The organism is Streptomyces sp. CB03234 (assembly GCF_001905885.1).
Lineage (GTDB): Bacteria > Actinomycetota > Actinomycetes > Streptomycetales > Streptomycetaceae > Streptomyces.
On sequence record NZ_LIYH01000008.1, the window covers coordinates 150564 to 174004 of the forward strand.

The window sequence follows — 23441 nt, forward strand, 5'->3', positions numbered from 1 at the left end:
GGTCGGGGCCCCTCGCGTCCGGCCTGTGGAAAACCTCGGCCGGACGCGGGTCGCCGCTGGTCAGCGACGGGTCAGGGCCGGTCAGCGGTCCGTGAGCGCCGCACCGCCGGGCTGTCGGGCGGCGACGGCGAGGTGCTCGCCGACCCGGTTGACGAGGAGTGTCATCTCGTAGGCGACCTGGCCGACGTCGGCCTCCGCCGCGCTGAGCACGCACAGGCAGCTGCCCTCACCCGCCGCGGTGACGAAGAGCATCGCGTCGTCGAACTCCACCATCGTCTGGCGTGCCCTGCCCACCTGGAAGTGCCGCCCGGATCCGCGGGCGAGGCTGTGCAGTCCAGAGGAGACGGCGGCGAGGTGCTCCGCGTCCTCCCGTGCAAGCCCCGTGCTCGCGCCGGTGACCAGGCCGTCGTTGGACAGCACCAGCGCGTGCCGGATGTGTTCCACCCGCTGCGTCAGATCGTCCAGGAGCCAGTCGAGTCCTTTGTCCAGAGCCATGTCCGGTCCTCCCCGTTTCGCAGGTTCCCCGCTGCCTGGTAAGCCTTGCGTACTGACGTGAGCAGGGCAAGCACCCCGTGCGGCGCCCGAGGGCGGCCGCCTGGCCCGTCGGCGTAGGACAGCGTGTCTACGAGACCGAGTCGAGCATCCGGGCGGTGTGCATGCGTCCCGCGTACTCGACGAGTCGTACCAGGACTTCCTTGCCGGAGTCCCGGTCGCGCGCGTCGCACAGGACGACCGGTGTGCCGCGGTCGAGGTCGAGCGCGCGCGACACCTCGTGCGCTCCGTAGGCCCGCGCCCCGGGGAAGCAGTTCACCGCGACGACGAACGGTATGTGGCGGTGCTCGAAGTAGTCGACCGCCGGGAAGCAGGCCTCCAGGCGCCGTGTGTCGGCGAGGACGACAGCGCCCAGGGCTCCTTGGGACAGTTCGTCCCAGAGGAACCAGAAGCGGTCCTGTCCGGGCGTACCGAAGAGATACAGCGACAGTCCGGAGCGGATGGTGATGCGGCCGAAGTCCATGGCGACAGTCGTGGTGGTCTTCTGGTCCACTCCCCCGGTGTCGTCGACCAGTTCCCCGGCCTCGCTGAGCTGTTCCTCGGTACGGAGGGGCCGGATTTCGCTGACCGCGCCCACCAGGGTCGTCTTGCCGACCCCGAAACCGCCGGCGACCAGAATCTTGAGGGCGAGGGCGGTGGTGTCGGACCGCTCGGAGGCCATCGATCACTCCTCTCAGGAGTGGGCTCGGGGTCGGCAAAAGGCCGGCACCAGTACATGCGTTCTGGGCGAGGTCAGCAGTATGGCAACCGGGACGGCCGTCGCGGGCGATGCGATCGCTTTTTGAACGATGTGACTGTTGTCGACCCATGAGATGTTCACATGGGTACGCGATTCGACTCCGCGTGGCGGCCGGCCGTCGGCGTGGGAGAGCCCTCCGGTCGGGGCATCCGTCCAGGGCATCCGTCCAGGGCATCCGTCCAGGGCATCCATCCAGGGCATCCGTCCGAGAGGCATGGGTACCCGGTGGCACGACCGTACGGGGGTCGCGCGGGCGCGGCTTCCGGGCCGACGGGCGCGACGCAGGACCGAGCACGGGAGGTGGCACCCATGGCAACGGCTTCGGAGGCGGTCTCCATCGGTGTCGGTGAGGTCGGCCTGGCCGGAGACCTGGCCCTGCCCGGCGCGGCCCGCGGTGTGGTGGCCTTCGCCCACGGCAGCGGCAGCTCACGGCACAGCCCCCGTAACCGCGCCGTGGCCGAGGTCCTCCAGGAGGCGGGGCTGGGCACCCTGCTCATGGACCTCCTCACCGGGGACGAGGAGCGCGTGGACGTGGTCACCGCCGAGTTGCGCTTCGACATCCCGCTGCTGGGCCGGCGCATGACGGCGGCGGTGGACTGGCTCCAGGACCGGCCGGACACCGGCGATCTTCCGGTGGGCCTGTTCGGTGCCAGCACGGGCGCGGCCGCGGCACTGGTGGCGGCCGCCGAAAGGCCGGAGCGGGTCCGTGCCGTGGTGTCGCGCGGTGGCCGCCCGGATCTCGCGGGCGCCGCACTCGCCGGCGTACGGGCGCCCGTACTGCTGATCGTCGGCGGCCATGACCAGGAGGTGCTGCGGCTGAACGAAGAGGCGGCGCGGCAACTGTCCGCCCTGTGCACGCTCCGTGTGATTCCGGGAGCCACCCATCTCTTCGAGGAACCCGGGACGCTGGAGCAAGCCGCGGGCGCCGCACGGGACTGGTTCCTCCGCATGAGCCCGGAGAGCGGGCCGGACGGATGATCCTATAGGGCTCTCAGGCCGTCGATCACCTCCCGCAGGATCTGTTCGTCCGGCAGCTGCGCGGGCGGAACGGGCCGGCTGACCCGTACGTGACCGGCTTCCAGGAGGTCGCCGAGGAGGACGCGCACGACGCCGACGGGCAGGTCGGCGTCGGCGGCCAGTTCGGCCACGGACTGTGTCTCGGAACGGCACAGGGAGAGAAGGGCACGGTGTTCGGGGCCGAGGAGGGATTCCTCGGCGGTGCCGTGCGGGCTGTCGTCGACGACGACGAGGGCGATGAGGTCGAACCGTACGTTGCTCGGGCCGGGCTTGGTACGGCCTCCGGTCATCGCGTACGGGCGGACGAGGGGCCCGGCGTCGGCGTCGTACCAGTGGACGCCGCGCACCTGTGGGCCGGTGCCGCTGTCCTCGGTCATGGCGCGTGTCTCCGGTCAGCCGGCGGAGGACGGGGTGGTGGTGACGCGCGGCGGGGTGCGCAGGTGTTCACCCACACGTTTGACGAGGCGGGCCATCTCGTACGCGATCAGGCCGATGTCGGCGTTCGCCGCGCTCAGTACGGCCAGACACGAGCCGTCGCCGGCGGCGGCCACGAACAGGAACGCCTCGTCCATCTCGACCATTGTCTGGCGTACGCCGCCTGCCTTGAAGTGGCGGCCCGTGCCCTTGGCGAGGCTGTGGAAGCCGGACGCGACGGCAGCCAGGTGTTCGGCGTCCTCGCGGGTGAGCGCACTGGAGGAGCCGACCGCGAGGCCGTCGTTGGACAGGACGACGGCATGGCGTACGTCCCGTACGCGCGAGGCGAGATCGTCCAGGAGCCAGTCCAGTTCGCCGGACGGGCGGTGGGGGGCGATCCTCTCGTGCTCGATCATCCTTCGTCTCCTTCGCCGGTACGGGTACGGATGCGGGTGCGCGGGGCGGGGGTGGCGCCGGGTGCGGCGGCGCCGCGGGTCCAGCCGTCGTGGTAGGCCGTCATGCGGGCCCTGACCTGCTCGGGGGTGCGTCCGGAGGGCTCGCCGGCGGCCGGGTCGTGATCGGGGTCCGCGGCCGGGTCCTGGCGCGCCGTGGGCGCCTCGCGCAGCTGCGGGACGAGGTGCGCCTGGCGTACGCGGCGGGGCAGGCCGCCCTGGTCGCCGCCCGGGGTGGGGCCGGGGGCGGGGCCCGAGGAAGCGGGGCCCGAGGAGGCGGGGTCGGCAGGGGGGTCGACGGCCGGGGGCGCGGCCGGGGCGGGTGGCGGGCGGAGCGTGGCGACGGGTGCGGGCGGGGGCTCCTCGTGCTGGGTGGGGAGGACCGTACGGGCGTGCGCGTGCGCGGGGACGCGCGGGGGCCTGCCGTATCCGGGTGGCGGTGTGGGTGCGGATGGTGCCGGGGCCTCGGCGCGGCCGGCCGGGAGGGCGCTCTGCAGCAGCGCGGTGGGCAGCAGGACCACGGCTGTCGTGCCTCCGTAGGGGGAGGTGCGGAGATGGACCTTGATGTCATGGCGTGCGGAGAGCCTGCTGACCACGAACAGGCCGAGGCGGTCGCTGTCGAAGAGGTCGAGGGCCTCGGAGTGCTCGACGCGGTGGTTGGCCTGTTCCAGGGCTTCCTTGCCCATGCCCAGACCGCGGTCCTCGATCTCCAGGGCGTAGCCGTTGCCGACGGGTTCGCCGGTGACGCGGACCTTGGTGTGCGGCGGGGAGAACTGGGCGGCGTTCTCGACGAGTTCGGCGAGGAGGTGGGTGAGGTCCGCGACGGCGGCCCCGATGACCGCCGCCTCGGGGAGTTGCCGTACCTCCACGCGCGCGTAGTCCTCGATTTCGGAGACCGCCGCCCGTACGACGTTGGTGAGCGGTACGGGCGTGCGCCAGGCCCGGCCGGGGGCGGCGCCCGAGAGGATGATGAGGCTCTCGGCGTGTCTGCGCATCCGGGTCGTCAGGTGGTCGAGCCGGAAGAGGTCGCCGAGCTCGGCCGGGTCGTCCACGCGGCGTTCCATGCTGTCGAGGAGGTTCAGCTGCCGGTGGACCAGGACCTGGCTGCGGCGGGCGAGGTTGACGAAGACTCCGGAGATGCCGCGGCTGAGTTCGGCCCGTTCGACGGCGGCGCTGAGCGCTGCCCGGTGCACGGTGCCGAGGGCTTCGCGGACTTGGCCGATCTCGTCGTGGGCGGATCGTCCCGGCGGCGCTTCGGCGTGGATGTCGAGCTCTTCGCCGGCGCGCAGCCGCCGCATGGCGTGCGGGAGTTTGCGGCGGGCGATCTCCAGGGCGGTGTTGCGGAGGGTGACGAGTTCGACGACGAGGGCGCGGCCGATGCGTACGGAGATGACGAGGGAGGCGGCGACCGCGGCGAGGCCCAGGAGGACGGCCGCGCCGGAGGGGGTCAGGAGGCCGCCGGCGAAGGTCTCGGCGCGGTCGGCGGCGCCCCGGCGGGCGTCGGTCTCCAGGGCGGCCAGTGCGTCCCGTACGGCGGTGTGGTCCCGGTCCCAGGCGGTGGCGGGAACGGCGGTGGCGGCCCGGCGGCCCGCCGGGGCGGCGGCGACCGCGTTCTCGGCGTCCGTGAGCTGCCGGTACGCGCGCTGTGCGGAGAGCCGGTGCCAGGCGTCGCGTTCGGGGCCGGGAAGGTCGGCGGTCGCGGACTGGAGGAGGGTACGGCGGGTCTCGACGGCGCCGGTGAACAGCCGCAGCCGCTGGGCGGTGAAGTCGTCGGTGAGGTGGGCGGAGGTCAGCAGGGTGTCCTCGCGGGCGAGCATCTCACCGGCGCGGGACAGTTCGAGGAGCACGCGCGCGTGGGACCCGTTCGTGGCGTCCTGGATGCCGGTGAGGGCGCCGCTCGCCTCGAAGCCCGCCGTGATGGTGGCGGTGTACTTCGTGTAGACGGTGTCCCACTGTGCCGTGCGGGCGAGGGCCGCTTTACGGAGCGTGGTCAGCCGCTGGACCTGGTCGGTGAACTTCCGTATCCGGCCGGACACTTCGGCCGGCAGGTCGCCTCCGTCCGCGACGGTGTGCCGGTCGTCCAGGCGGAGCTTCGCGACGGCGGCGTCCGTGCGCCGGGCCTGCTGCTGGAGTTCCGTGGCGGTCGCGGCTGCCCCGGTGCGGGGCGCGGCGACCTGGCGTACGGCGGCGCGGCGTTCGGCCTGCAGGGAGGTGACAGCGACGGCCACCGGCTCGCGTATCCGCTCGTCCACGCGGTGCAGTTCGCGCAGCCGGGCCACGTCCTGTGCGGTGGTGACCGTGGCGAAGCCCCACAGAGCCAGGAGGGACACGACGGGCACCATCAGCAACGAAATGATCTTGGCGCGTACGGTTCTGGGCCGCAGGTACCGCCGGTTTCGGCGTGGTACCCGTGGTGCCTGTAGCGCACGTGGTGCCCGTGGTGCGTGCGTTGCCGGTGCCGTGGCCGGCGGGCCGGCGTGCGCCCGCCGCCGTCCGGGGCGGGCCGTAGGGCCGTGGGTCGTACGGGGGGTTGGCATGGCCTCCTCGTTCCGGGTGCGGGCTGGTGGCGGGGCGTCCCCTTGAGGGGCTTGGGAAGGGGTGTTCAGGAGGCGGCCGCCGGTTCGGTGGGCCGTTCGGCCGAGGCGTAGTCGGCGCGCTCCCGGGCCGTCGGGGAGAGCGCGACGAACGCGGAGGTGAGGAACAGATAGGACCCGAGGCCCACGGCGAGGGGGAAGATGAACTGCATCGCCGTGGCCCCGGGCAGCTCGCCCGCGGACGGGACGACATCGACCCGGACGGCGAGCATGCCGGTGTAGTGCATGCTGCTGACGGCGGCGCCCATGACGAGGGAGGCGACGGTGACCGCGCGGGGCGATGTGATGTTGAGGGCCGCCCACAGGGCGGCCGTGGCGGCCACGACCGCGATGACGACGGACAGCGCGACCAGGAGCGGGTCGTAGCCCACCGTCCCGTTCAGGCGCAGGGCGGCCATGCCCAGGTAGTGCATGCTGGCCACGCCGAGGCCCGTGGTGAGCCCGCCGAGCAGCAGTGCCCGCACGCGGTCCCGGCCGTATCCGACGGCGAACACCCCGCCGCCGACGACGAGCATGGCGACGAGCAGGCTGAAGAGGGTCAGCGGGACGTCGTAGCGGATGTCGGTGCCGGCGACGCCGAAGCCGAGCATCGCGACGAAGTGCATGGTCCAGATGCCGGTACCGATGGCGGAGGCGGCGGTGAGCAGCCAGTTGCGGCGGGAGGCTCCGGTCGCTTCGAGCGCTCGTACGGTGCAGCGCAGCCCGAGGGCGGCGCCGATGCAGGCCATCGCGTACGACAGCACGGGGGTCAGCCAGCCGAAGGTGGCGTGGTCCAGGTGTCCCATGGCTCAGGGACGCTAGACCGGCAGGGGGCGCACACGAGGGGCGCGTTTCGAAAGCAGACGGAATATGACAGCGAGAGGTTCCTGAACGATCACTCCACGCACGCGTCACGCTCGAACATGTGCACCGTATGGTCGGCGACGTCGGTGAGGGATCATGTCCGTATGGCCGACGACCACACACATGTGCAGGACTTCTTCACGGCCCGCGCGGCGGACTGGGACGCGCGGTTCCCCGACGACGGTCCGGCGTACGCCGCTGCGGTCGCGGAGATGGGGCTGCGCCCGGGCGACGCCGTACTCGACGCGGGCTGCGGAACCGGCCGCGCGCTGCCGCCGCTGCGCGAGGCCGTGGGGCCGCGGGGGACGGTCATCGGTGCGGACCTGACGCCGGCGATGCTGGCAGCCGCGGTACGGGCCGGGCGGGACGGCAGCGGGGCGCTGCTGCTCGCCGACGTGGGGCGGCTGCCGCTGCGCGACGGGGCGCTGGACGCGGTCTTCGGGGCGGGGCTCGTCTCGCACCTGGCCCGGCCGGCCGAGGACCTGCGGGAGCTGGCCCGGGTCGTACGACCGGGTGGCCGGCTGGCGCTGTTCCACCCGGTGGGCCGCGCGGCGCTGGCCGCCCGCCATGGGCGCCGGCTCACCGACGACGATCTGCGCGCGGAGCCGAACCTGCGCCCGCTGCTGGCGGCTTCGGGCTGGCACATGGTCTCGTACGCGGACGAGGACGACCGTTTCCTCGCCCTCGCCGTACGCCGGGACTGACGCGTCGGGCGCACGTCCGCGAACATCACGTCGCCGCGCGGGTCCTATGGACATCCGGCCGCCCTCGCCCTCCCCTTCTGCGGTCGAGGGCCGGACTCTACGTTGGAGGTTCACAGTCGGAAGACCGGCGGTGAGCGCGCCGCCGCGCAGGGGGAAGGTGGGCCCGGTGTTCAGCAGACTCCGCACGTTCTTCAGCTCCTTCACGTCCTGGTTCGGGGCCGGTGGAAGTCGCTCGGCGCCGGAGCGGGAGGACGGCGCCGGCGCGGGGCGGCACGGCGGCCGTCAGCACAACATCTTCGAGGCGGCCGCGGCGTACGTGGCGGCGTGCGCGGACGACGACCAGGAGGCGATCGACGAGGCGGAAGGCTGGGTGTCGCCCGAAGCCCTGTCCTTCGGGGTGAGCGAACTGGCCTGCCGGGCGGTCATCGCCCTCGCCCGGGAGCGGGACGAGTCCCCGCAGACCGTCGCCCGTGGGCTTCTCGGACTGCCCGCGGCGTGACGTCGTCGTGGTCCGGGGCGGACGGGCCCTCGACGAGGAGGTTACTCGCTGGTTAAGGTGCGCCGACGAACGTTGGGAGCGGGACGGGAGGCGGCCATGACCGGGACGGAACCGGTGGGCGTCGGCGACGCGGAGGACGACGCACTGTACGTGCTGACCGCCGTGCTGCTGACACCCGCGCAGTTCCCGAGCCTGCTCGGTGACGACTATCCCGAGGCCTGCGCGGCGCTCGGGCTGGAACCGTATGCCGAGGGGTACGGGCTGGTGCTCGGCCAGGACGGTGACGGCGCCCGGTGGACGGTCGTCATCGACGACGTGTCACTGGTCGCGGTGGCGATCGCCTCCTGGGACTGCGGCATGGAGTACGACCTGTCCCCCGACGAGCGCAGCGTCGTCGTTGCCCTGCCGGGCTGGCCGCTGGCCCTCGCGGTCGCCGCGCCGCACGTGCCCGCGCCGCACGATCCCGAGACGGCGCCCGGCGAGCGGAAGCCGCTGACGCCGCCGGACCCCGGCGAATGGGGGCCTGCCCAGCGCCGGATGGGCGCGGACGAGGTCGCCCTCCAGTGGATGGCCTGGCGTGACCAGCTCGGCGAGGACGACTTCGCCAAGCCGGCGGACGGCGACGGCGGCGCGTTGGCGGAACGGCAGGGCACGACCGGCGACCGGCTGCCCGAAGGCGGGCTCTCCGGAACGCGGCCCCCGGCTGAGCCTGAGCGGACGCCCGGTACGCCGGCATCCGGTGCACCGGGGGACGACGGGCACGGCGCACTGCGGCGCGTTCTGGCGGAGCTGCGCGGTTACCTGGAGGTGCCGCCCCCGCCCGGCCGGGTCCGGTCGGGTTTCGCCCCCGGTGGGGCGCGGACGCTGCGGGCGGACGGGCCCGGCTGGTCCGTGGTGGCCAGGACCGACGACATCGCCTTCGTACTGCTGGACGAGTTGCCCCGCGAGGTACTGCCGATCGGTCGCGGTCCGAACCTTCCCGCCCTGCTGGCCGCGCTCGACGACATGGCGGTACGTCCGGCCTGACGAGCACGTCCGCCGTCCGTTCAGGCGGTGGGCTCCTCGGGGGCGCCGTCCTCGGGCGTGTCCTCCGCGGGCGTCCGCTCGGCAGCGCCGGCGTCCGGTTCCTCGGTCAGATCCGGGTCCCAGTGGTCGGGTCCGCTGCCGGCCTGCTCGTCGGGCAGGTCCCTCGGTACGCCAGGCCCCGCTTCGCCCGCGCCGTCGAACCGCTTGTCGTCCATGGTGTCTCCCTCCGGTGTTCCGCCCGGGCGGGTACCCACGGACGCCCTGATCAGACCCGTTCGAGGGGCGGTGCGGGCCTGCCGGCAGCTCGACCTCGACCTCCTCGCACAGCTCCTCATGGATGAGGTGCACTTGCCGGAGGCTGGGCTGCGCCGGGTCCTGTGCCACGCGGGACCGGTGCTTGACCGTCACGCCGCGTGTACGTCGCCGCCGGGCGCATCATCCATGATCGCGCGCGGGTGGCTCCCGCCTTCCGGCCGTCCCCTGACCACCGTGCACCGGGCGGGCGATCAGCGGCCGAGCTCCTTGCGGCTGACGCGGCGCAGCCGACGCCGCTGGCTCGGGTCCAGTGCCAGGTAGGCGACGGCGGGGACGCCGATCAGCACCAGCAGGGACATCCAGAATCCGATCAACGGCCACAGGAGAAGGCCCACGGCCACTCCCCCGATGACGATCTTCGTCCTTGTCGACATGTTCGACGCCTCCTTCACGGCCGGCCACGGCCGCTTCCTTCTGTGTGAACGCGTGATCGAGCCTGCCGGTTCCAGGATCCGCCGCTCAGGCCGTGCGAAGCGGTGTACCGACCTGGTGGAGGTGTCCCAGTGCCTGGCGGTACGAGTCGACCAGCCCTGTCTCCGTGTAGCGGATGCCGAGGGAGCGGCAGTGGGCACGCACCGCGGGCTGCGCGAGCCGCAGGTGGGGGCGCGGCATGCTGGGGAAGAGGTGGTGCTCGACCTGGTAGTTCAGGCCGCCCAGGAACCAGTCGGTCAGTGCCGCACCGCGGATGTTGCGGGAGGTGAGCACCTGCCGGCGCAGGTGGCCCCAGGGCTCGCCGTCCGGGTCGGGCACTTCCATGCCCTTGTGGTTGGGGGCGAAGGCCATGCCCAGGTGCAGGCCGAGCAGCATCTGGTGGATCAGCGCGAAGACGACCGCCTGGCCCACCGGCATGGTGGTCAGCAGCAGGGTCACGTATCCGGCGACGTGGGCGATCAGCAGGCCGCCCTCGGTCAGGCGCCGGCGCGGGGTCTGGCGCGGCCCGTCCTTGGAGAACAGCGCCTGGAAGCCGTACACCTTCAGGGCGAGGCCTTCGAGCGTGGTCAGCGGGAAGAACAGCCAGGCCTGGTGGCGGGCCAGCCAGCCGCGGAAGCCGGTGCGTCCCACCGCCTGGTGCTCGTTGAAGACGAGGACGTCCGGAGCGACATCCGGGTCCTTCTCCTCGTGGTTCGGATTCGCGTGGTGCCGGTTGTGCTTGTCGTTCCACCACTCCTGGCTCATGCCGAGCAGCAGATTGGCGTGCAGCAGCTGGATGAGGCGGTTCCTGCCCTTGTCGGCGCTGATCTGCGAGTGCCCGGCGTCGTGGCCGAAGAAGGCCGCCCGCGCGGACAGCACGGCCAGGGGGAGGGCGAGCAGCAGCGACCACCAGGAGTGCCCGAACAGCAGCAGGCCGACGGCGACAGCCGTCAGGGCGAGCAGATTGGCGGTGATACCCCGTGCGTACCAGCCGGTGCGCCGCTCCAGCAGCCCCTGGTCCTTGACCGTACGGAGCAGGGGTGCGAACTCGCTGCGGGAGCCGCGCTTCTCCGGCGCGAGAGCGGGTGTGGGTGTGGGAGGGGGTGCGGGTGCGGGGATGGTGAGGGCAGAGGTGGCCTGTGGCATGGCTTCTCCGGGTCTGATTAGGTCTCGTGCGCAGACGTGCGCCGACCTGATGAACGTACGGATGAGCGATCGCCCAGAGCCATGGCACCACCACCCCGATACGGGGTGGGGCTTCCCAGGGTACTGGGGTGGTGCTGCCTGCACCCCGCCCGCGACGTGGGCTATGTCACGGCGCATTCGCCCACGTCACACAGGGGTCCTCCGGTACCCTCGGCGCTTCGACTCCCTGCTAGTCAAATTTGAGGAATGCGTCAGCGCTGTGCACAGGCTTCCGGAAACAACGCCCCACGAGACTCCCGATGTGTCCCGACTCGCCCGCTGCTCCACCGTCTTCCTGCCCGCCGATCCGCCCCGCACGGGACGCTTCGCGTTCCTGCTCGCCGACGGTGCCGAACCCCCGTCCGGCGACGGCCGCGGCTCCGTCGAGGAGTTGTCCGTCGTCACCCCGGACGGGCGTCCGGCTTCCGTACGCGCGCTGATGCTGCCCGTACGGGACGCGTTGCCCGTACTGACCCGCGCCGGGCGCGCCGTGGACGCCTCCCCCGCTGCCGCGTTCTGGGGCGCCGCCACCCTGCTCGGTCTCCAACTCGTGGCGCGTGGACTGCTGTTGCCGGGCCTCAGCGCCACCGACCACGACGCGTGGCGAGCCGGCCCGCTCGCGGCGGAGGACCTGGAGCGGGTGCGCACGCTCGCCGCCTCCATGCCGCCGGACGCCCACGCGGTACCCATGGGCACCACGGCGGACGGCATGGTCCTGCTGCCCGAACCCGAGCGGCTGTTGCGGTCCTTCCTGGACGCGGTCGCCGACACGCTGCCGCGCACGCCCGCGGCTCCGCTCGCGACCGGCAGCCCGGCCTTCGCGGCGTACGAGCCGCAGCACGTGCCCGGGCAGCGGGCCTGGGCGGCGGACGTCGCGGCGGGCCACGACGCGGGCGTACGGCTGTCGTTGCGCGTCGAGGTGCGCGGGCTGGACACGGCCCAGGACCCGGCCTTCCGCGCCGTGCTCCAGATGCACGGCGTCAGCAACCCCGCGCTCGTCGCCGACGCCGCCGACGTGTGGTCGGGCACGGCCGGGGACGGGTTCGGGCCGCGCGCCCGGATGGACGCGCTGCTCGCGCTGCGCCGCGCCGCGCGCGCGTGGCCGCCGCTCGCCCCGCTGATGTCCGCCTCCGTACCGGACGCCGTCGACCTGGCCGACGAGGAGGTGACCGAGCTGCTGGGCGGGGCCGCGCGGGCGCTGGCCGCCACCGGCGTCCAGGTGCACTGGCCCCGGCAGTTGGCCCGTTCGCTCACCGCGCGTGCCGTGATCGGGCCGCCCGACGAGGACCCGCACGCCGACGAGCACACGGAAGGCGACCGGCACGGCAGGCGCGGGTCGGCCCTGCCGTCGTTCCTGTCCGCCGACGCGCTCCTCGCCTTCAACTGGCGTTTCGCGCTGGGCGACCGGGAGCTGACCCGGGCGGAGCTGGACCGGCTCGCCGAGGCCGGGCGGCCCGTGGTGCGGCTGCGCGACCAGTGGGTGCTGATCGACCCGGAGGAAGCACGGCGCGCGCGGGACCACCAGGACCGCAAGGTCACGCCGATCGACGCGCTCGGCGCCGTACTGACCGGCACCACCGAGGTGGACGGCCACCAGGTCGACGTACAGCCGTCCGGGTGGCTCCAGGCGCTGCGTGACCGGCTCGCCGACCCCGAGGGCGGCCGGCCGGAAGCGGGCCGGCAGGAGATCGGGCAGCCCGCCGCCCTTGCCGCGACCCTGCGCGACTACCAGGTGCGCGGTCTGAACTGGCTGCACCGGATGACCTCGCTCGGGCTCGGCGCCTGTCTCGCCGACGACATGGGCCTCGGCAAGACCATCACTCTCATCTCCCTGCACCTGCACCGGCAGACGGACGTGTCAGCCGCCGGCCCCACCCTGGTCGTCTGCCCGACGTCCCTGATGGGCAACTGGCAGCGGGAGGTGGAGAGGTTCGCCCCGGGCACGCCCGTGCGCCGCTTCCACGGCTCCGGGCGGGACCTGGAGGACCTGGCGGACGGTGAGTTCGTCCTGACGACGTACGGGACGATGCGGCTCGACGCGGCCCGGCTCGCGCGGGTGGGCTGGGGCCTGGTGGTCGCCGACGAGGCGCAGCACGTCAAGAACCCGTACTCGGCGACCGCGAAGCAGCTGCGCACCATCGGCGCCAAGGCGCGCGTGGCGCTGACCGGTACCCCCGTGGAGAACAACCTCTCCGAGCTGTGGGCCATCCTCGACTGGACGACACCGGGTCTGCTGGGCCGCCTGGGCACCTTCCGGAGCCGGTACGCGCAGGCCGTGGAGGGCGGCGCCGATCCGGCGGTCACACGGCGACTGGCGTCCCTGGTACGGCCGTTCCTGCTGCGCCGCCGCAAGTCCGACCCGGGGATCGCCCCGGAACTGCCGCCCAAGACGGAGACCGACCGGGCGGTGTCGCTGACCGCCGAACAGGCGGGCCTGTACGAGGCGGTCGTACGTGAGACCCTCACGGCGATCGCGGAGGCGGACGGGATGGAACGCCGGGGCCTCGTCGTCAAGCTGCTGACTGCGCTCAAGCAGATCTGCAACCACCCGGCGCAGTACCTCAAGGAGGATCGGCCGAGGATCGCCGACCGCTCCGGAAAACTGGAGCTGCTGGACGAGCTGCTCGACACCATCCTCGCCGAGGAGGCGAGCGTGCTGGTGTTCACTCAGTACGTACAGATGGCGCGGCTGCTGGAGCAGCACCTGGCGGCCCGGGGCGTACGCACCCAGTTCCTGCACGGCGGCACTCCGGTCGCCGAGCGGGAGGCCATGGTGAACCGCTTCCAGGCCGGCGAAGTCCCCGTCTTCCTGCTGTCGTTGAAGGCCGCGGGCACCGGCCTGAACCTGACGCGCGCGGGTCATGTCGTGCACTACGACCGCTGGTGGAACCCGGCCGTCGAGGCGCAGGCCACGGACCGGGCGTACCGCATCGGCCAGACCCAGCCGGTACAGGTCCACCGGCTGATCGCGGAAGGCACGATCGAGGACCGGATCGCGGGCATGCTCGCGCGCAAGAAGGAACTGGCCGATTCCGTGCTGGGCGCCGGCGAGGGCGACGCCGTGAGCGAGCTGACCGAACTGACCGACGCCGAACTGGCGGAACTGGTGGAACTGCGTGGAGTGCGAGAGGTGCGGGGGGACGCGCGATGAGTCGTGACGAGGACATGGAGCGTACGTTCGCGGCGCTGCCTCCCGCGGGGGGCCGGGGTTTCGCGCAGACCTGGTGGGGACGGGCGTGGCTGAAGGCGCTGGAGGACACGGCGCTCGACCTCCAGCAGTTGAAGAAGGGTCGCAAGCAGGCCCGGGACGGTGCGGTGGGCGCGGTGTCGGTGCGCCCCGGGCGGATCACGGCGGTGGTGAAGGACCGGGACGGCACCGCGCAGCGCAGTGATGTGCTGCTGCAGGAGCTGACCGAGGAGGAGTGGGACCGGTTCCTGGACATGGCCGTGGACCGGGCGGGTCATATCGCCGCGCTCCTGGACCGGGACATGCCGCCGCACCTGGTGGAGGACGCGGCGGCGGCGGGCGTCGAGCTGCTGCCCGGTATCGGCGACCTGGAACCCGAGTGCACGTGTGACGCGTGGGACCACTGTCCGCACACGGCGGCGCTCTGCTACCAGGTGGCGCGGCTGCTGGACCAGGATCCCTTCGTGCTGCTGCTGATGCGGGGCCGCGGGGAGCGGCGGCTGCTGGACGAGTTGCAGGTGCGCAGTGTGGCGCGGGCGGGAAAGGCGGACCGGGCGGACCGGGCGCTCCAGGACGGGCAGGAGACGGCCGCTCCCGGACCTGAGGGGGTACGGGCGGACGAGGCGTTCGCCGCGGCGGGCATCCTCCCGCCGCTGCCCGCGCCGCCCCCGCTGCCGGAGGCACCCGGTGAGCCGCCGTCGCTGGACACGGAGGCCGGTCCCGCGCCGGGCGTCGACCCGGCCGCGCTGGAGCTACTGGCGGCGGACGCGGCGGCACGGGCGTACCGGCTGCTGGCGGACGCGCTCGCGGACGGCCACGAGCACCGGCCCATGGAGGTGCCGTTGGGCGCCGGCCAGGACGCCGTCCGGCTGGCGGCCTCCGGCGCACCGTGGGCGCCGGCCGCCCTGGACCGGCTCGCCGCCGGAACCGGCCGCCGGCGCGCCGACCTGGAGCCGGCCACGCGCGCGTGGCGGCTGGGCGGCGCGGATGCCCTGGCCGTACTGGAGGAGGAGTGGACGCCCGAACCGGAGCTGCTGGCGCGGGCCACCGCTCAGCTCGCCGCCGCGTGGGAGGACGGTGAACGCCCGCCGCTCCGGGCGGACCGCCCGGGCCGCTGGACGGTGGCGGGCGCGGGCGTACAGGTCCGGCTGGACCGCGACGGCCGCTGGTGGCCGTACCGCAAGGAGTCCGGGCGCTGGACACCGGCGGGCCCGCCCGACCCCGACCCGGCCGCCGCCTTCGCCGGAACACCGGCGGACCACGCCTGACACCCGGACAACGCCTGACCCCCGGACAACGCCTGACACCGGGCGCCCCCTGACGCCCCGGCAGCCGGAACGCCCCTCCCGCCGGAGCGCGGGCCCCGGGACGGGGCCCGGCTCCGGCCCGACCCCGACGCCGGGGGCTACGCGAGCTGCCGCTCCGCCGCGTCGACGGTCTGGGCGAGCAGCACCGCGATGGTCATCGGTCCGACGCCGCCCGGCACCGGCGTGATCAGGCTCGCGCGGGCGGCCGCGGTCTCGAAGTCGACGTCGCCGACGTTGCCGGGGTTGTAGCCCGCGTCGATGACGACGGCGCCGGGCTTGATGTCCGCGCCCCTGATGAACCGGGGCCGCCCGACCGCGGCGACCAGGATGTCGGCCTCCCGTACGGCTGCCGCGAGATCGGCGGTGTACGAGTGGCAGTACGTCACCGTCGCGTTCCGCGCCAGCAGCAGCATCCCGGCGGGCTTGCCGAGGATGGCGCTGCGGCCGACGACGACGGCCCGCTTGCCGGCCGGGTCGACGTCGTACGCGTCGAGCAGCCGCATGATGCCGCCGGGCGTGCATGAGACGAAGCCGGGCAGGCCGAAGCTCATCGTGGCGAAGGAGCTGAACGTCACGCCGTCGACGTCCTTCTCGGGGGCGATGGCCTCGAAGGCGGCCCGCTCGTCGATCCCGGGGCCGACCGGGTGCTGGAGCAGGATGCCGTGCACCTCGGGGTCGCGGGACAAACCCTCGAGGGTGGCGACCAGGTGGGCGGTGGTCGTCGTGGCGGGCAGCTCGATGTGGCGGGAGCGGATACCGGCCTTCTCGCAGCGGGCGCGCTTCATCTTCACGTACGTCACGGAGGCCGGGTCCTCGCCGACCAGGACGGTGGCGAGGCAGGGCTGCGTGCCGGTGCGGGCGGTGAGGCCGGCGGCGCGGGCGGCGGTCTCCTCGACGAGGCGGCGGGCGGGGCCGCTGCCGTCCATGAGGCGTGCGGTGGCAGGGGTGGTGGACACGGGAACTCCCGGGCGTTCGTCAGTGGATCGCCCAGGCGCGCGGCAGTGGCGTCGGTCCGCCGGGCCGCTCCCCGGTGGTACTCCACCCAAGCGCCAGTCACGACCCGGCACCCACTCTACGGGACGGTTCCCGGCCGCCTCCTATGAGCCCGGTCGGAGGCCCGCTTGTGGGGGCCGGTCGGCGCGGCGACGATGGCACGGGCGCGGACGACCTCAATGGGGAGGGCGATGTGAACGACCCCTGGGTGGCCTTGGAGCCGGGCGCGGATCCCGTGGAGCGGGCGAGGGCGCTGCGCCGAGCGCACGAGGCGTTCACGGCGGGCGGCGGCCGGCCGCGGGAGCCGGTGCGGCCGGTGGTACGGCCGGTGGTGGCCGATTCGTGGCGGCGTTCGGCGCGGGCCAGGGTGTGTCCGGACGGCAACGCGTGCGTGGAGCTGGACGAGGAGGAGTTGGCGGCGTACCGGGAGGGGCATCCGCTGGCGGCCGTGATGCCCGTGATACGGGAGTTGATGGGCGCGTACGCGGCGGACGGGGAGCACCTGGTCGCGGTCTGCGACACGTATGGGCGGCTGCTGTGGGTGGAGGGGCACCCGGGGACGCTGCGCCGCGCGGACCGGATGAACTTCGTGGCGGGCGCGCGGTGGGCCGAGTCGGCGGCCGGGACGAACGCCCCCGGTACGGCGATCGCCGTCGACCGGCCGGTCCAGGTCTTCGCCGCCGAGCACTTCCGGCGGCCGGTGCAGGCCTGGACGTGCGCGGCGGCGCCGGTGCACGACCCGCGTACCGGGCGGGTGCTGGGGGCGGTGGACATCACGGGCGGGGACGGGCTGGCGCACCCGCACAGCCTGGCGTTCGTGCAGGCGGTGGCGCGGGCGGCGGAGTCACAGCTCGCGCTGCTGGAGCGGGCGCCCGGGGCCGGCGACAGGCTGGGGCTGACGGCGCTGGGCCGGGACGAAGCGGTGCTGGTGGCGGGCGGGCGGCGGACGCGCCTGAGCCGCCGGCACAGCGAGATCCTGGTAGCGCTCGCCCACCACCCGCAGGGCATGGGCGGCGAGGAGCTGCTGGCGGCTCTGTACGAGGACGAGTCGGTCACCCCGGTCACGCTGCGCGCCGAACTGTCCCGGCTGCGCGCCCTGCTGGGGCCCGGCGTGCTGCGCTCGCGCCCGTACCGGCTGGCGGCGCCGGTCGACGCCGACTTCGACGCCGTGGGCCGCAGACTGGCCTCCGGTGCGGTCGCCTCGGCGCTGGGCGGGTACGCCGGGCCGCTGCTGCCCGGCTCCTGCGCGCCCGCGGTGACGCGGCTGCGGCGGCGGCTGGCCGACGAGCTGCGCGCCGCGCTCATCGCGCGCGGCGACCCGGCGCTCCTCGCCGACTGGGCGCACAGCCCCTGGGGCGAGGAGGACCTGGAGGTGTGGCGGGCGCTGGCGGGCGCCGTACCGCCGGGTCGCCTCGCCCCCGTACAGGCGCGCCTTCAGGCCCTCGACGCGGAACTGAGGGCCGGCGCAACGCGGTTGCAACGTCCGCGTCCCTAGCCTCGCCGCGAGCACCCGTCCATGGTGCAGCCCCAGGGAGGCCCCGCAGATGACCCGTTACGCAGCGCCCGGCACCGAGGGCGCGATCGTCTCGTACGAGTCCCGCTACGACCACTGGATCGGCGGCGCCCCTGTGCCGCCCGCCCGAGGCCAGTACTTCGAGAACCCCAGCCCGGTCAATGGCCGCCCCTTCACCGAGATCGCCCGCGGTACCGCCGAGGACGTCGAACGCGCCCTGGACGCGGCGCACGCGGCGGCGCCCGCGTGGGGCCGTACGGCGCCGGCCGAGCGGGCGGCCGTCCTGCTGCGGATCGCCGACCGGATGGAGGCGAACCTGGAGCGGCTGGCCGTCGCGGAAAGCTGGGAGAACGGCAAGCCGGTCCGCGAGACGCTCGCCGCCGACCTGCCGCTGGCCGTCGACCACCTCCGCTACTTCGCGGGCGCGCTGCGCGCCCAGGAGGGCTCGCTGAGCGAGATCGACGACGACACCGTCGCGTACCACTTCCACGAGCCGCTCGGTGTCGTGGCGCAGATCATCCCGTGGAACTTCCCGATCCTGATGGCGGTCTGGAAGCTGGCCCCGGCGCTCGCCGCGGGCAACGCGGTCGTCCTCAAGCCGGCCGAGCAGACCCCGGCGTCCATCCACGTCCTGATGGACCTGGTCGCCGACCTGCTGCCGCCGGGCGTGGTGAACATCGTCAACGGCTTCGGTGTGGAGGCCGGCAAGCCGCTCGCCTCCAGCCCGCGCGTGGCCAAGATCGCCTTCACCGGCGAGACGACCACGGGGCGGCTGATCATGCAGTACGCCTCCGAGAACATCAAACCGGTCACCCTGGAACTGGGCGGCAAGTCGCCGAACATCTTCTTCGACGACGTATGGGCGAGGGACGACGACTTCCGCGACAAGGCCCTGGAGGGCTTCACCATGTTCGCCCTCAACCAGGGCGAGGTGTGCACCTGCCCGTCACGCGCACTCATCCAGCGCGGCCACTACAGCGAGTTCCTGGAGGCCGCCGTCGCCCGTACCGAACGCATCGTGCCCGGCCACCCGCTGGACACGGACACGATGATCGGCGCGCAGGCGTCCAACGACCAGCTCCAGAAGATCCTCTCGTACCTCGACATCGGCCAGCGGGAAGGCGCCAAAATCCTGACGGGTGGTCAGCGCATCGAGTACGACGGCGAACTGGCCGGCGGCTTCTACGTCCAGCCGACCATCTTCGAGGGCGACAACCGTATGCGGATCTTCCAGGAGGAGATCTTCGGGCCGGTCGTCGCGGTCACGTCGTTCACCGACTTCGACGACGCCATCTCGACGGCCAACGACACCCTGTACGGCCTCGGCGCCGGCGTCTGGACCCGCGACATCACCACCGCGTACCGCGCCGGACGCGCCATCCAGGCGGGCCGGGTCTGGACGAACTGCTACCACGCATATCCGGCGCACGCGGCGTTCGGCGGCTACAAGCAGTCGGGCATCGGACGCGAGGGACACAAGATGATGCTGGATTACTACCAGCAGACGAAGAACATTCTCTGTTCCTACAGCCCGAAGAAACTTGGCTTCTTCTAGAGCCTCGAGCCGGGTTGCCCGGAGGCGTCGTCGCGCTCCGGGCAACCCGACCCGGTGGGTGCCCACCGCAGCTCGTCCGTGAGCTGAACGCCTGTTTCAGCCGTGGCGTCATCACCAAGCACGGCGCCCTGTCTGCGGCAGAGTCTTGCCATCCCGCGGAGAACCCTTCGCCCCAAGGGCCCATGAACGCCGGTCCGGCCGGCCCGAGGGCGACCGGATACAGTGCGCGAGACGGCAGCCTGGTCAGAGAGGGCAAGCGTGACCGACACCAGCGATACCCGATCCGCCGACAGCGAAGCGCGAACTGCGCGGCCGAGCCGACTGCACCGCCTGATGCGCTACATCCCCCTGATCGCCCCCGTACTGCTGTGGACCGTGCCCTGCTGGGTGCTCCTGTACACCGGCCAGCACTGGCCGCTGCCCGTCACGCCGGCCGGCACCGCCCTGTTCGCCCTCGGCCTGATATGCATGCCGCTCGCGATGGTGCGCGGCCACGGCCGACGCCAGCAGGACCGGGCGGCGATCATCGGTGACACCCTGCTGGGCACGAGCTGGGTTCTGTTCACCTGGTCCGTTCTGCTCGGCGTCTTCTTGCGGCTCACCCTGGCCGTGGGCGGCGTCGGCGAGAGTCAGGACCGGGCCCGGATCGTCACGTGGGCCGTCCTCGCCGTCACGGCCGTGCTGCTCGCCTGGGGGTACGCCGAGGCCCGCCGCGTGCCCCGCGTGCGCCGACTCGACGTGCGACTCCCGCGGCTGGGTGCCGGGCTGGACGGCACCCGCGTCGTCCTCATCACCGACACCCACTACGGCCCACTCGATCGCGCCCGCTGGTCGGCACGGGTGTGTGAGACGGTGAACACTCTGGAAGCCGACCTGGTCTGCCACACCGGCGACATCGCGGACGGCACGGCCGAACGCCGCCGCGCCCAGGCCGCCCCACTCGGAACCGTGCGGGCCACCAGGGCCCGGGTCTACGTCACCGGCAACCACGAGTACTACAGCCAGGCCCAGGGCTGGGTCGATCTGATGGACGAGCTGGGCTGGGAGCCGTTGCGCAACCGGCATCTGCTGCTCGAACGCGGAGGCGACACCCTCGTGGTCGCCGGCGTGGATGACGTCACCGCCGAGTCGTCCGGGCTGGCAGGCCACCGTGCCCACCTCGCCGGAGCCCTGGACGGCGCCGACCCCGGCCTGCCCGTCCTGCTCTTGGCACACCAGCCCAAGTTCATCGACCGGGCAGCAGCAGCCGGCATCGACCTCCAACTCTCCGGTCACACCCATGGCGGCCAGATCTGGCCCTTCCACCACCTGGTCCGCCTCGACCAGCCCGCCCTCGCCGGCCTCAGCCACCACGGCCCCCGCACCCTCCTCTACACCAGCCGCGGCACCGGCTTCTGGGGACCCCCGTTCCGCGTTTTCGCCCCCAGCGAGATCACCCTGCTCGTGCTCCGCTCACCGCACCCGCCCACCTCGATGTAGCACTCGACGCGCCGATGGTCCTCAGCCGTACGGCCGGCGACCCGGACGAGGGCCGGACCCTGGTGCGGCTGTACGGTTACTTCTCCTCGCCGTTCCGCTCGGCCTTGCCGCCCGGCGCGCGCCTGTCCGCTCCGCCGTGCTCATCCGGGACGACGTGCTCGCCCGGTGTCGCGAGCTCCGCGACCGCGTCGGCGCCGACCACCGCGCCGGTGGACTTCTTGCCGCGGCGCAGCCTGCCCTCCAGCCAGCTCGCGAAGGTGGTGAGCAGGAAGTTCAGCACGACGAAGATCAAGGCCACGACGGTGAAGCTGGCGATGGTGTTCGCGCCGTAGTTGGCGCTCATGGGCCGGACCGATGCCAGCAGTTCGGAGAATCCCAGGAGCGCGCCGCCGAGCGCGGTGTCCTTCACGATGACCACGAGCTGGCTGACGAGCGCCGGCAGCATCGCCGTGACCGACTGCGGCAGCAGGACGTACGTCATGGTCTGGCCCTTGCGCATGCCGATCGCCTTGGCCGCGTCGGTCTGGCCTCGGGGCAGGGACAGGATTCCGGCTCGTACCACCTCGGCCAGAACCGAGGCGTTGTAGAGGACGAGACCGGTGACCACGGCGTACAGCGGCCGGTTCTCGGGGCTGATGTCGGTGAACTCCGCGTACGCCGCGTTGGCGAAAAGCATCAGGATCAGCACCGGGATGGCGCGGAAGAACTCCACGACGGTCCCGCCGAGCCCGCGTACCCACCAGTGGTCGGAGAGCCGGGCGATGCCGAAGAGTGCTCCGAGGGGCAACGCGATGACCATGGCGAGCGAGGCGGCGATGAGCGTGTTCTCGAGTCCCGGAAGGAGGAAGGTGCTCCAAGCCCGGGCGTCGGTGACGAACGGCTCCCACTTGACCCATTCGAGCTGGCCCTTGTCGGCCAGAGCCCGGCCCACCCACCAGATCAGCGCGGCGAGGGCGACCAGGAACACCACGGTGTACAGGACGTTGCGCCGTTTGGCACGGGGCCCCGGGGCGTCGTAGAGGACGGAGGTCATCGCTTCACCGCCACCTTCTTGCTCACCCAGCCGAGAATCAGCCCGGTCGGGAGCGTGAGGCAGATGAACCCGAAGGCGAAGAGCGCGGAGATCAGGATGAGCTGTGCCTCGTTCTCGATCATCTCGCGCATCAGCAGCGCTGCTTCGGCGACCCCGATCGCGGCGGCCACCGTGGTGTTCTTGGTCAGTGCGATCAGTACGTTCGTCAGCGGGCCCACCACCGAGCGGAAGGCCTGCGGGAGGACGATCAGTCTCAGCGTCTGGGTGAACGGCAGTCCGATGGCCCGTGCCGCCTCCACCTGGCCGATGGCCACGGTGTTGATGCCGGACCGCAGCGCCTCGCAGACGAACGCGGCGGTGTAGACGATCAGGCCGAGCACGGCGAGCCGGAAGTTGATGGTCTTGAAGTCGTCCGCGCCGAGGGTGACGTTGAGCGTCTGGAAGAGGCCCAGCGACGTGAAGACGATGATCACCGTCAGGGGGATGTTCCGCACGATGTTGACGTACGCGGCACCGAAGCCGCGCATCAGAGGCACTGGGCTGACCCGCATCGCGGCCAGCAGGGTTCCCCAGACCAAGGAGCCGATGGCGGAGTAGACGGTGAGCTGGACCGTCACCCAGAAGGCGCCCAGCAGGTCGTAGCCCTCAAGAAAGTCGAACACGATCTCCCGCCCTTTCGCGCGCGGGGACGGCTCGGCGCGCCACCCTCAGCGGCGGCGCGCCGTGCCGGTCCTGCTTCACTTGACGATGTTGCCGATCTTCGGTGCGCGCTCGTTCTGGTAGTTCGCCGGGCCGAAGTTCTTCTTCACTGCCTCGTCCCAGGAACCGTCCGAGACCATCTTTTCGAGTGCGGTGTTGATCTTGTTCTTCAGGTCGCTGCCCTTCTGGACACCGATGCCGTAGTTCTCGTTACTGAGCTTGAAACCGCCGAGCTTGAACTTGCCCTGATGCTCCGGTTGCGCGGCGTAACCGGCAAGGATCGAGTCATCGGTGGTCAGGGCATCGACAGCCTTGTTCTCCAGGCCGGTCAGGCACTCGGAGTAACCGCCGTACTCCTGGAGCTGGGCCCTGGGGGCGATCCTGTCCTTGACGTTCTGTGCGGACGTGGACCCGGTGACCGAGCAGAGCTTCTTGTTGTTCAGGTCCTCGGGCCGCTTGATGGTGTTGTCGTCCGCACGTACGAGGACGTCCTGGTGCGCCAGGAAGTAGGGGCCGGCGAAGTCGACCTTCTTCGCACGCTCGTCGTTGATCGAGTACGTGGCCGCGATGAAGTCGACGTCGCCGCGCTGCAGCAGCGTCTCGCGGTCCGCGCTCTTGGCTTCCTTCCATTCGATGTCGCCGGGCTCGAATCCGAGTTCCTTGGCCACATAGGTCGCCACGTCGACGTCGAAGCCCGTGTACTTGCCGTCCGGCGTCTTCAGGCCGAGGCCCGGCTGATCGAACTTGATGCCGACGGTGATCTTGTCGCCACCGTTACCCGCCCCACCGCCGCCATCGTCGCCGCCGCATGCGGCGGCGGTGAGGGACAGCGCGACTGCGGCGGTGGCCGCGACAGTGGCCTTCAGAGGTTTCATGGTGATCATCCCTGCGGATTACTGTGTGGGGGTGGGACTGCGGGGCCGG

At 72.4% G+C, this 23441-nt stretch carries 22 protein-coding genes, 1 pseudogene and 1 riboswitch; of the genes and pseudogenes, 9 read left to right on the forward strand and 14 right to left on the reverse strand.

Going from position 1 to position 23441, the window contains the following annotated elements; all coding sequences use genetic code 11:
• Nucleotides 1-81: 81 nt before the first annotated feature.
• Complete coding sequence (locus AMK26_RS31545) at nucleotides 82-495, reverse strand: roadblock/LC7 domain-containing protein (protein WP_073758911.1); 414 nt, start codon at nucleotides 493-495, stop codon at nucleotides 82-84.
• A 127-nt stretch (nucleotides 496-622) separates the two neighbouring features.
• On the reverse strand, nucleotides 623-1213 hold the full coding sequence (locus AMK26_RS31550) for a GTP-binding protein (protein ID WP_073758913.1): 591 nt from the start codon (nucleotides 1211-1213) through the stop codon (nucleotides 623-625).
• 387 nt (nucleotides 1214-1600) lie between these two features.
• On the opposite strand from AMK26_RS31550, the gene AMK26_RS31555 reads away from it, so the two are divergent.
• Nucleotides 1601-2269 carry a dienelactone hydrolase family protein gene (locus tag AMK26_RS31555; RefSeq protein ID WP_073758915.1) on the forward strand — a complete coding sequence of 223 codons (669 nt, stop codon included), beginning with the start codon at nucleotides 1601-1603 and terminating at the stop codon, nucleotides 2267-2269.
• 2 nt (nucleotides 2270-2271) lie between these two features.
• Here AMK26_RS31555 and AMK26_RS31560 read toward each other — a convergent pair whose 3' ends face one another.
• From AMK26_RS31560 to AMK26_RS31575, 4 genes are all read right to left on the reverse strand, one after another.
• Nucleotides 2272-2685 (reverse strand): DUF742 domain-containing protein, encoded by a 414-nt coding sequence (locus AMK26_RS31560; protein WP_073758917.1) that lies wholly within the window; start codon nucleotides 2683-2685, stop codon nucleotides 2272-2274.
• Nucleotides 2686-2700: 15 nt separating this feature from the next.
• A complete protein-coding gene (locus AMK26_RS31565; RefSeq protein WP_073758919.1) occupies nucleotides 2701-3138 on the reverse strand; it encodes a roadblock/LC7 domain-containing protein in 438 nt (145 codons plus the stop codon).
• A complete protein-coding gene (locus AMK26_RS31570; protein WP_073758921.1) occupies nucleotides 3135-5711 on the reverse strand; it encodes a sensor histidine kinase in 2577 nt (858 codons plus the stop codon). The genes AMK26_RS31565 and AMK26_RS31570 overlap by 4 nt, the downstream gene beginning before the upstream one ends.
• A gap of 65 nt (nucleotides 5712-5776) precedes the next feature.
• Nucleotides 5777-6553, reverse strand: a complete 777-nt coding sequence (locus AMK26_RS31575) for an MHYT domain-containing protein (RefSeq protein ID WP_073758923.1) — start codon at nucleotides 6551-6553, stop codon at nucleotides 5777-5779.
• A 162-nt stretch (nucleotides 6554-6715) separates the two neighbouring features.
• Between AMK26_RS31575 and AMK26_RS31580 the strand changes: the two genes are divergently transcribed.
• The 3 genes from AMK26_RS31580 (at nucleotide 6716) to AMK26_RS31590 (ending at nucleotide 8840) form a co-directional block, all read left to right on the forward strand.
• On the forward strand, nucleotides 6716-7315 hold the full coding sequence (locus AMK26_RS31580) for a class I SAM-dependent methyltransferase (protein WP_073758925.1): 600 nt from the start codon (nucleotides 6716-6718) through the stop codon (nucleotides 7313-7315).
• A 166-nt stretch (nucleotides 7316-7481) separates the two neighbouring features.
• Nucleotides 7482-7814: a hypothetical protein gene (locus AMK26_RS31585; RefSeq protein ID WP_079277901.1), complete on the forward strand. Its 333-nt coding sequence runs from the start codon at nucleotides 7482-7484 to the stop codon at nucleotides 7812-7814.
• A 96-nt stretch (nucleotides 7815-7910) separates the two neighbouring features.
• Nucleotides 7911-8840: a hypothetical protein gene (locus AMK26_RS31590; protein ID WP_073758928.1), complete on the forward strand. Its 930-nt coding sequence runs from the start codon at nucleotides 7911-7913 to the stop codon at nucleotides 8838-8840.
• A gap of 20 nt (nucleotides 8841-8860) precedes the next feature.
• Here the strand turns inward: AMK26_RS31590 and AMK26_RS31595 are convergent, their stop codons facing one another.
• The 4 genes and pseudogenes from AMK26_RS31595 to AMK26_RS31610 form a co-directional block, all read right to left on the reverse strand.
• Nucleotides 8861-9055: a hypothetical protein gene (locus AMK26_RS31595; protein WP_073758930.1), complete on the reverse strand. Its 195-nt coding sequence runs from the start codon at nucleotides 9053-9055 to the stop codon at nucleotides 8861-8863.
• A 97-nt stretch (nucleotides 9056-9152) separates the two neighbouring features.
• A pseudogene (locus tag AMK26_RS38170) lies at nucleotides 9153-9265 on the reverse strand (MOSC domain-containing protein); the annotation flags it as partial.
• An 81-nt stretch (nucleotides 9266-9346) separates the two neighbouring features.
• A complete protein-coding gene (locus tag AMK26_RS31605; RefSeq protein ID WP_073759351.1) occupies nucleotides 9347-9529 on the reverse strand; it encodes a hypothetical protein in 183 nt (60 codons plus the stop codon).
• An 85-nt stretch (nucleotides 9530-9614) separates the two neighbouring features.
• Complete coding sequence (locus AMK26_RS31610; protein WP_073758932.1) at nucleotides 9615-10712, reverse strand: fatty acid desaturase family protein; 1098 nt, start codon at nucleotides 10710-10712, stop codon at nucleotides 9615-9617.
• 259 nt (nucleotides 10713-10971) lie between these two features.
• Between AMK26_RS31610 and AMK26_RS31615 the strand changes: the two genes are divergently transcribed.
• A complete protein-coding gene (locus AMK26_RS31615) occupies nucleotides 10972-13902 on the forward strand; it encodes a DEAD/DEAH box helicase (RefSeq protein ID WP_073758934.1) in 2931 nt (976 codons plus the stop codon).
• Nucleotides 13899-15206, forward strand: a complete 1308-nt coding sequence (locus AMK26_RS31620; RefSeq protein ID WP_073758936.1) for an SWIM zinc finger family protein — start codon at nucleotides 13899-13901, stop codon at nucleotides 15204-15206. The genes AMK26_RS31615 and AMK26_RS31620 overlap by 4 nt, the downstream gene beginning before the upstream one ends.
• Before the next feature lie 137 nt (nucleotides 15207-15343).
• Here AMK26_RS31620 and AMK26_RS31625 read toward each other — a convergent pair whose 3' ends face one another.
• Entirely contained in the window at nucleotides 15344-16171 is an 828-nt protein-coding gene (locus tag AMK26_RS31625; protein ID WP_073759353.1) for a bifunctional 5,10-methylenetetrahydrofolate dehydrogenase/5,10-methenyltetrahydrofolate cyclohydrolase, read from the reverse strand.
• A gap of 52 nt (nucleotides 16172-16223) precedes the next feature.
• A riboswitch (ZMP/ZTP riboswitch) is annotated at nucleotides 16224-16312 on the reverse strand.
• A 119-nt stretch (nucleotides 16313-16431) separates the two neighbouring features.
• Here AMK26_RS31625 and AMK26_RS31630 point away from each other — a divergent pair.
• The 3 genes from AMK26_RS31630 (at nucleotide 16432) to AMK26_RS31640 (ending at nucleotide 20785) form a co-directional block, all read left to right on the forward strand.
• Nucleotides 16432-17733 carry a GAF domain-containing protein gene (locus tag AMK26_RS31630; protein WP_073758938.1) on the forward strand — a complete coding sequence of 434 codons (1302 nt, stop codon included), beginning with the start codon at nucleotides 16432-16434 and terminating at the stop codon, nucleotides 17731-17733.
• Nucleotides 17734-17782: 49 nt separating this feature from the next.
• The gene (gene exaC / locus AMK26_RS31635; RefSeq protein ID WP_073758940.1) at nucleotides 17783-19306 is read left to right on the forward strand and encodes an acetaldehyde dehydrogenase ExaC; all 1524 of its coding nucleotides are present in this window, start codon (nucleotides 17783-17785) and stop codon (nucleotides 19304-19306) included.
• Between the two features lie 258 nt (nucleotides 19307-19564).
• Nucleotides 19565-20785, forward strand: coding sequence for a metallophosphoesterase (locus tag AMK26_RS31640; RefSeq protein ID WP_073758942.1), 1221 nt, complete (start codon nucleotides 19565-19567; stop codon nucleotides 20783-20785).
• Between the two features lie 76 nt (nucleotides 20786-20861).
• Here the strand turns inward: AMK26_RS31640 and AMK26_RS31645 are convergent, their stop codons facing one another.
• The 3 genes from AMK26_RS31645 to AMK26_RS31655 all read right to left on the reverse strand — a co-directional run bounded on the left by AMK26_RS31645 (nucleotide 20862) and on the right by AMK26_RS31655 (nucleotide 23392).
• A complete protein-coding gene (locus tag AMK26_RS31645; RefSeq protein ID WP_079277903.1) occupies nucleotides 20862-21818 on the reverse strand; it encodes an amino acid ABC transporter permease in 957 nt (318 codons plus the stop codon).
• Nucleotides 21815-22480 (reverse strand): amino acid ABC transporter permease, encoded by a 666-nt coding sequence (locus AMK26_RS31650; RefSeq protein WP_073758944.1) that lies wholly within the window; start codon nucleotides 22478-22480, stop codon nucleotides 21815-21817. The genes AMK26_RS31645 and AMK26_RS31650 overlap by 4 nt, the downstream gene beginning before the upstream one ends.
• 75 nt (nucleotides 22481-22555) lie before the next feature.
• On the reverse strand, nucleotides 22556-23392 hold the full coding sequence (locus AMK26_RS31655) for a glutamate ABC transporter substrate-binding protein (RefSeq protein ID WP_073758946.1): 837 nt from the start codon (nucleotides 23390-23392) through the stop codon (nucleotides 22556-22558).
• Nucleotides 23393-23441: the final 49 nt, after the last annotated feature.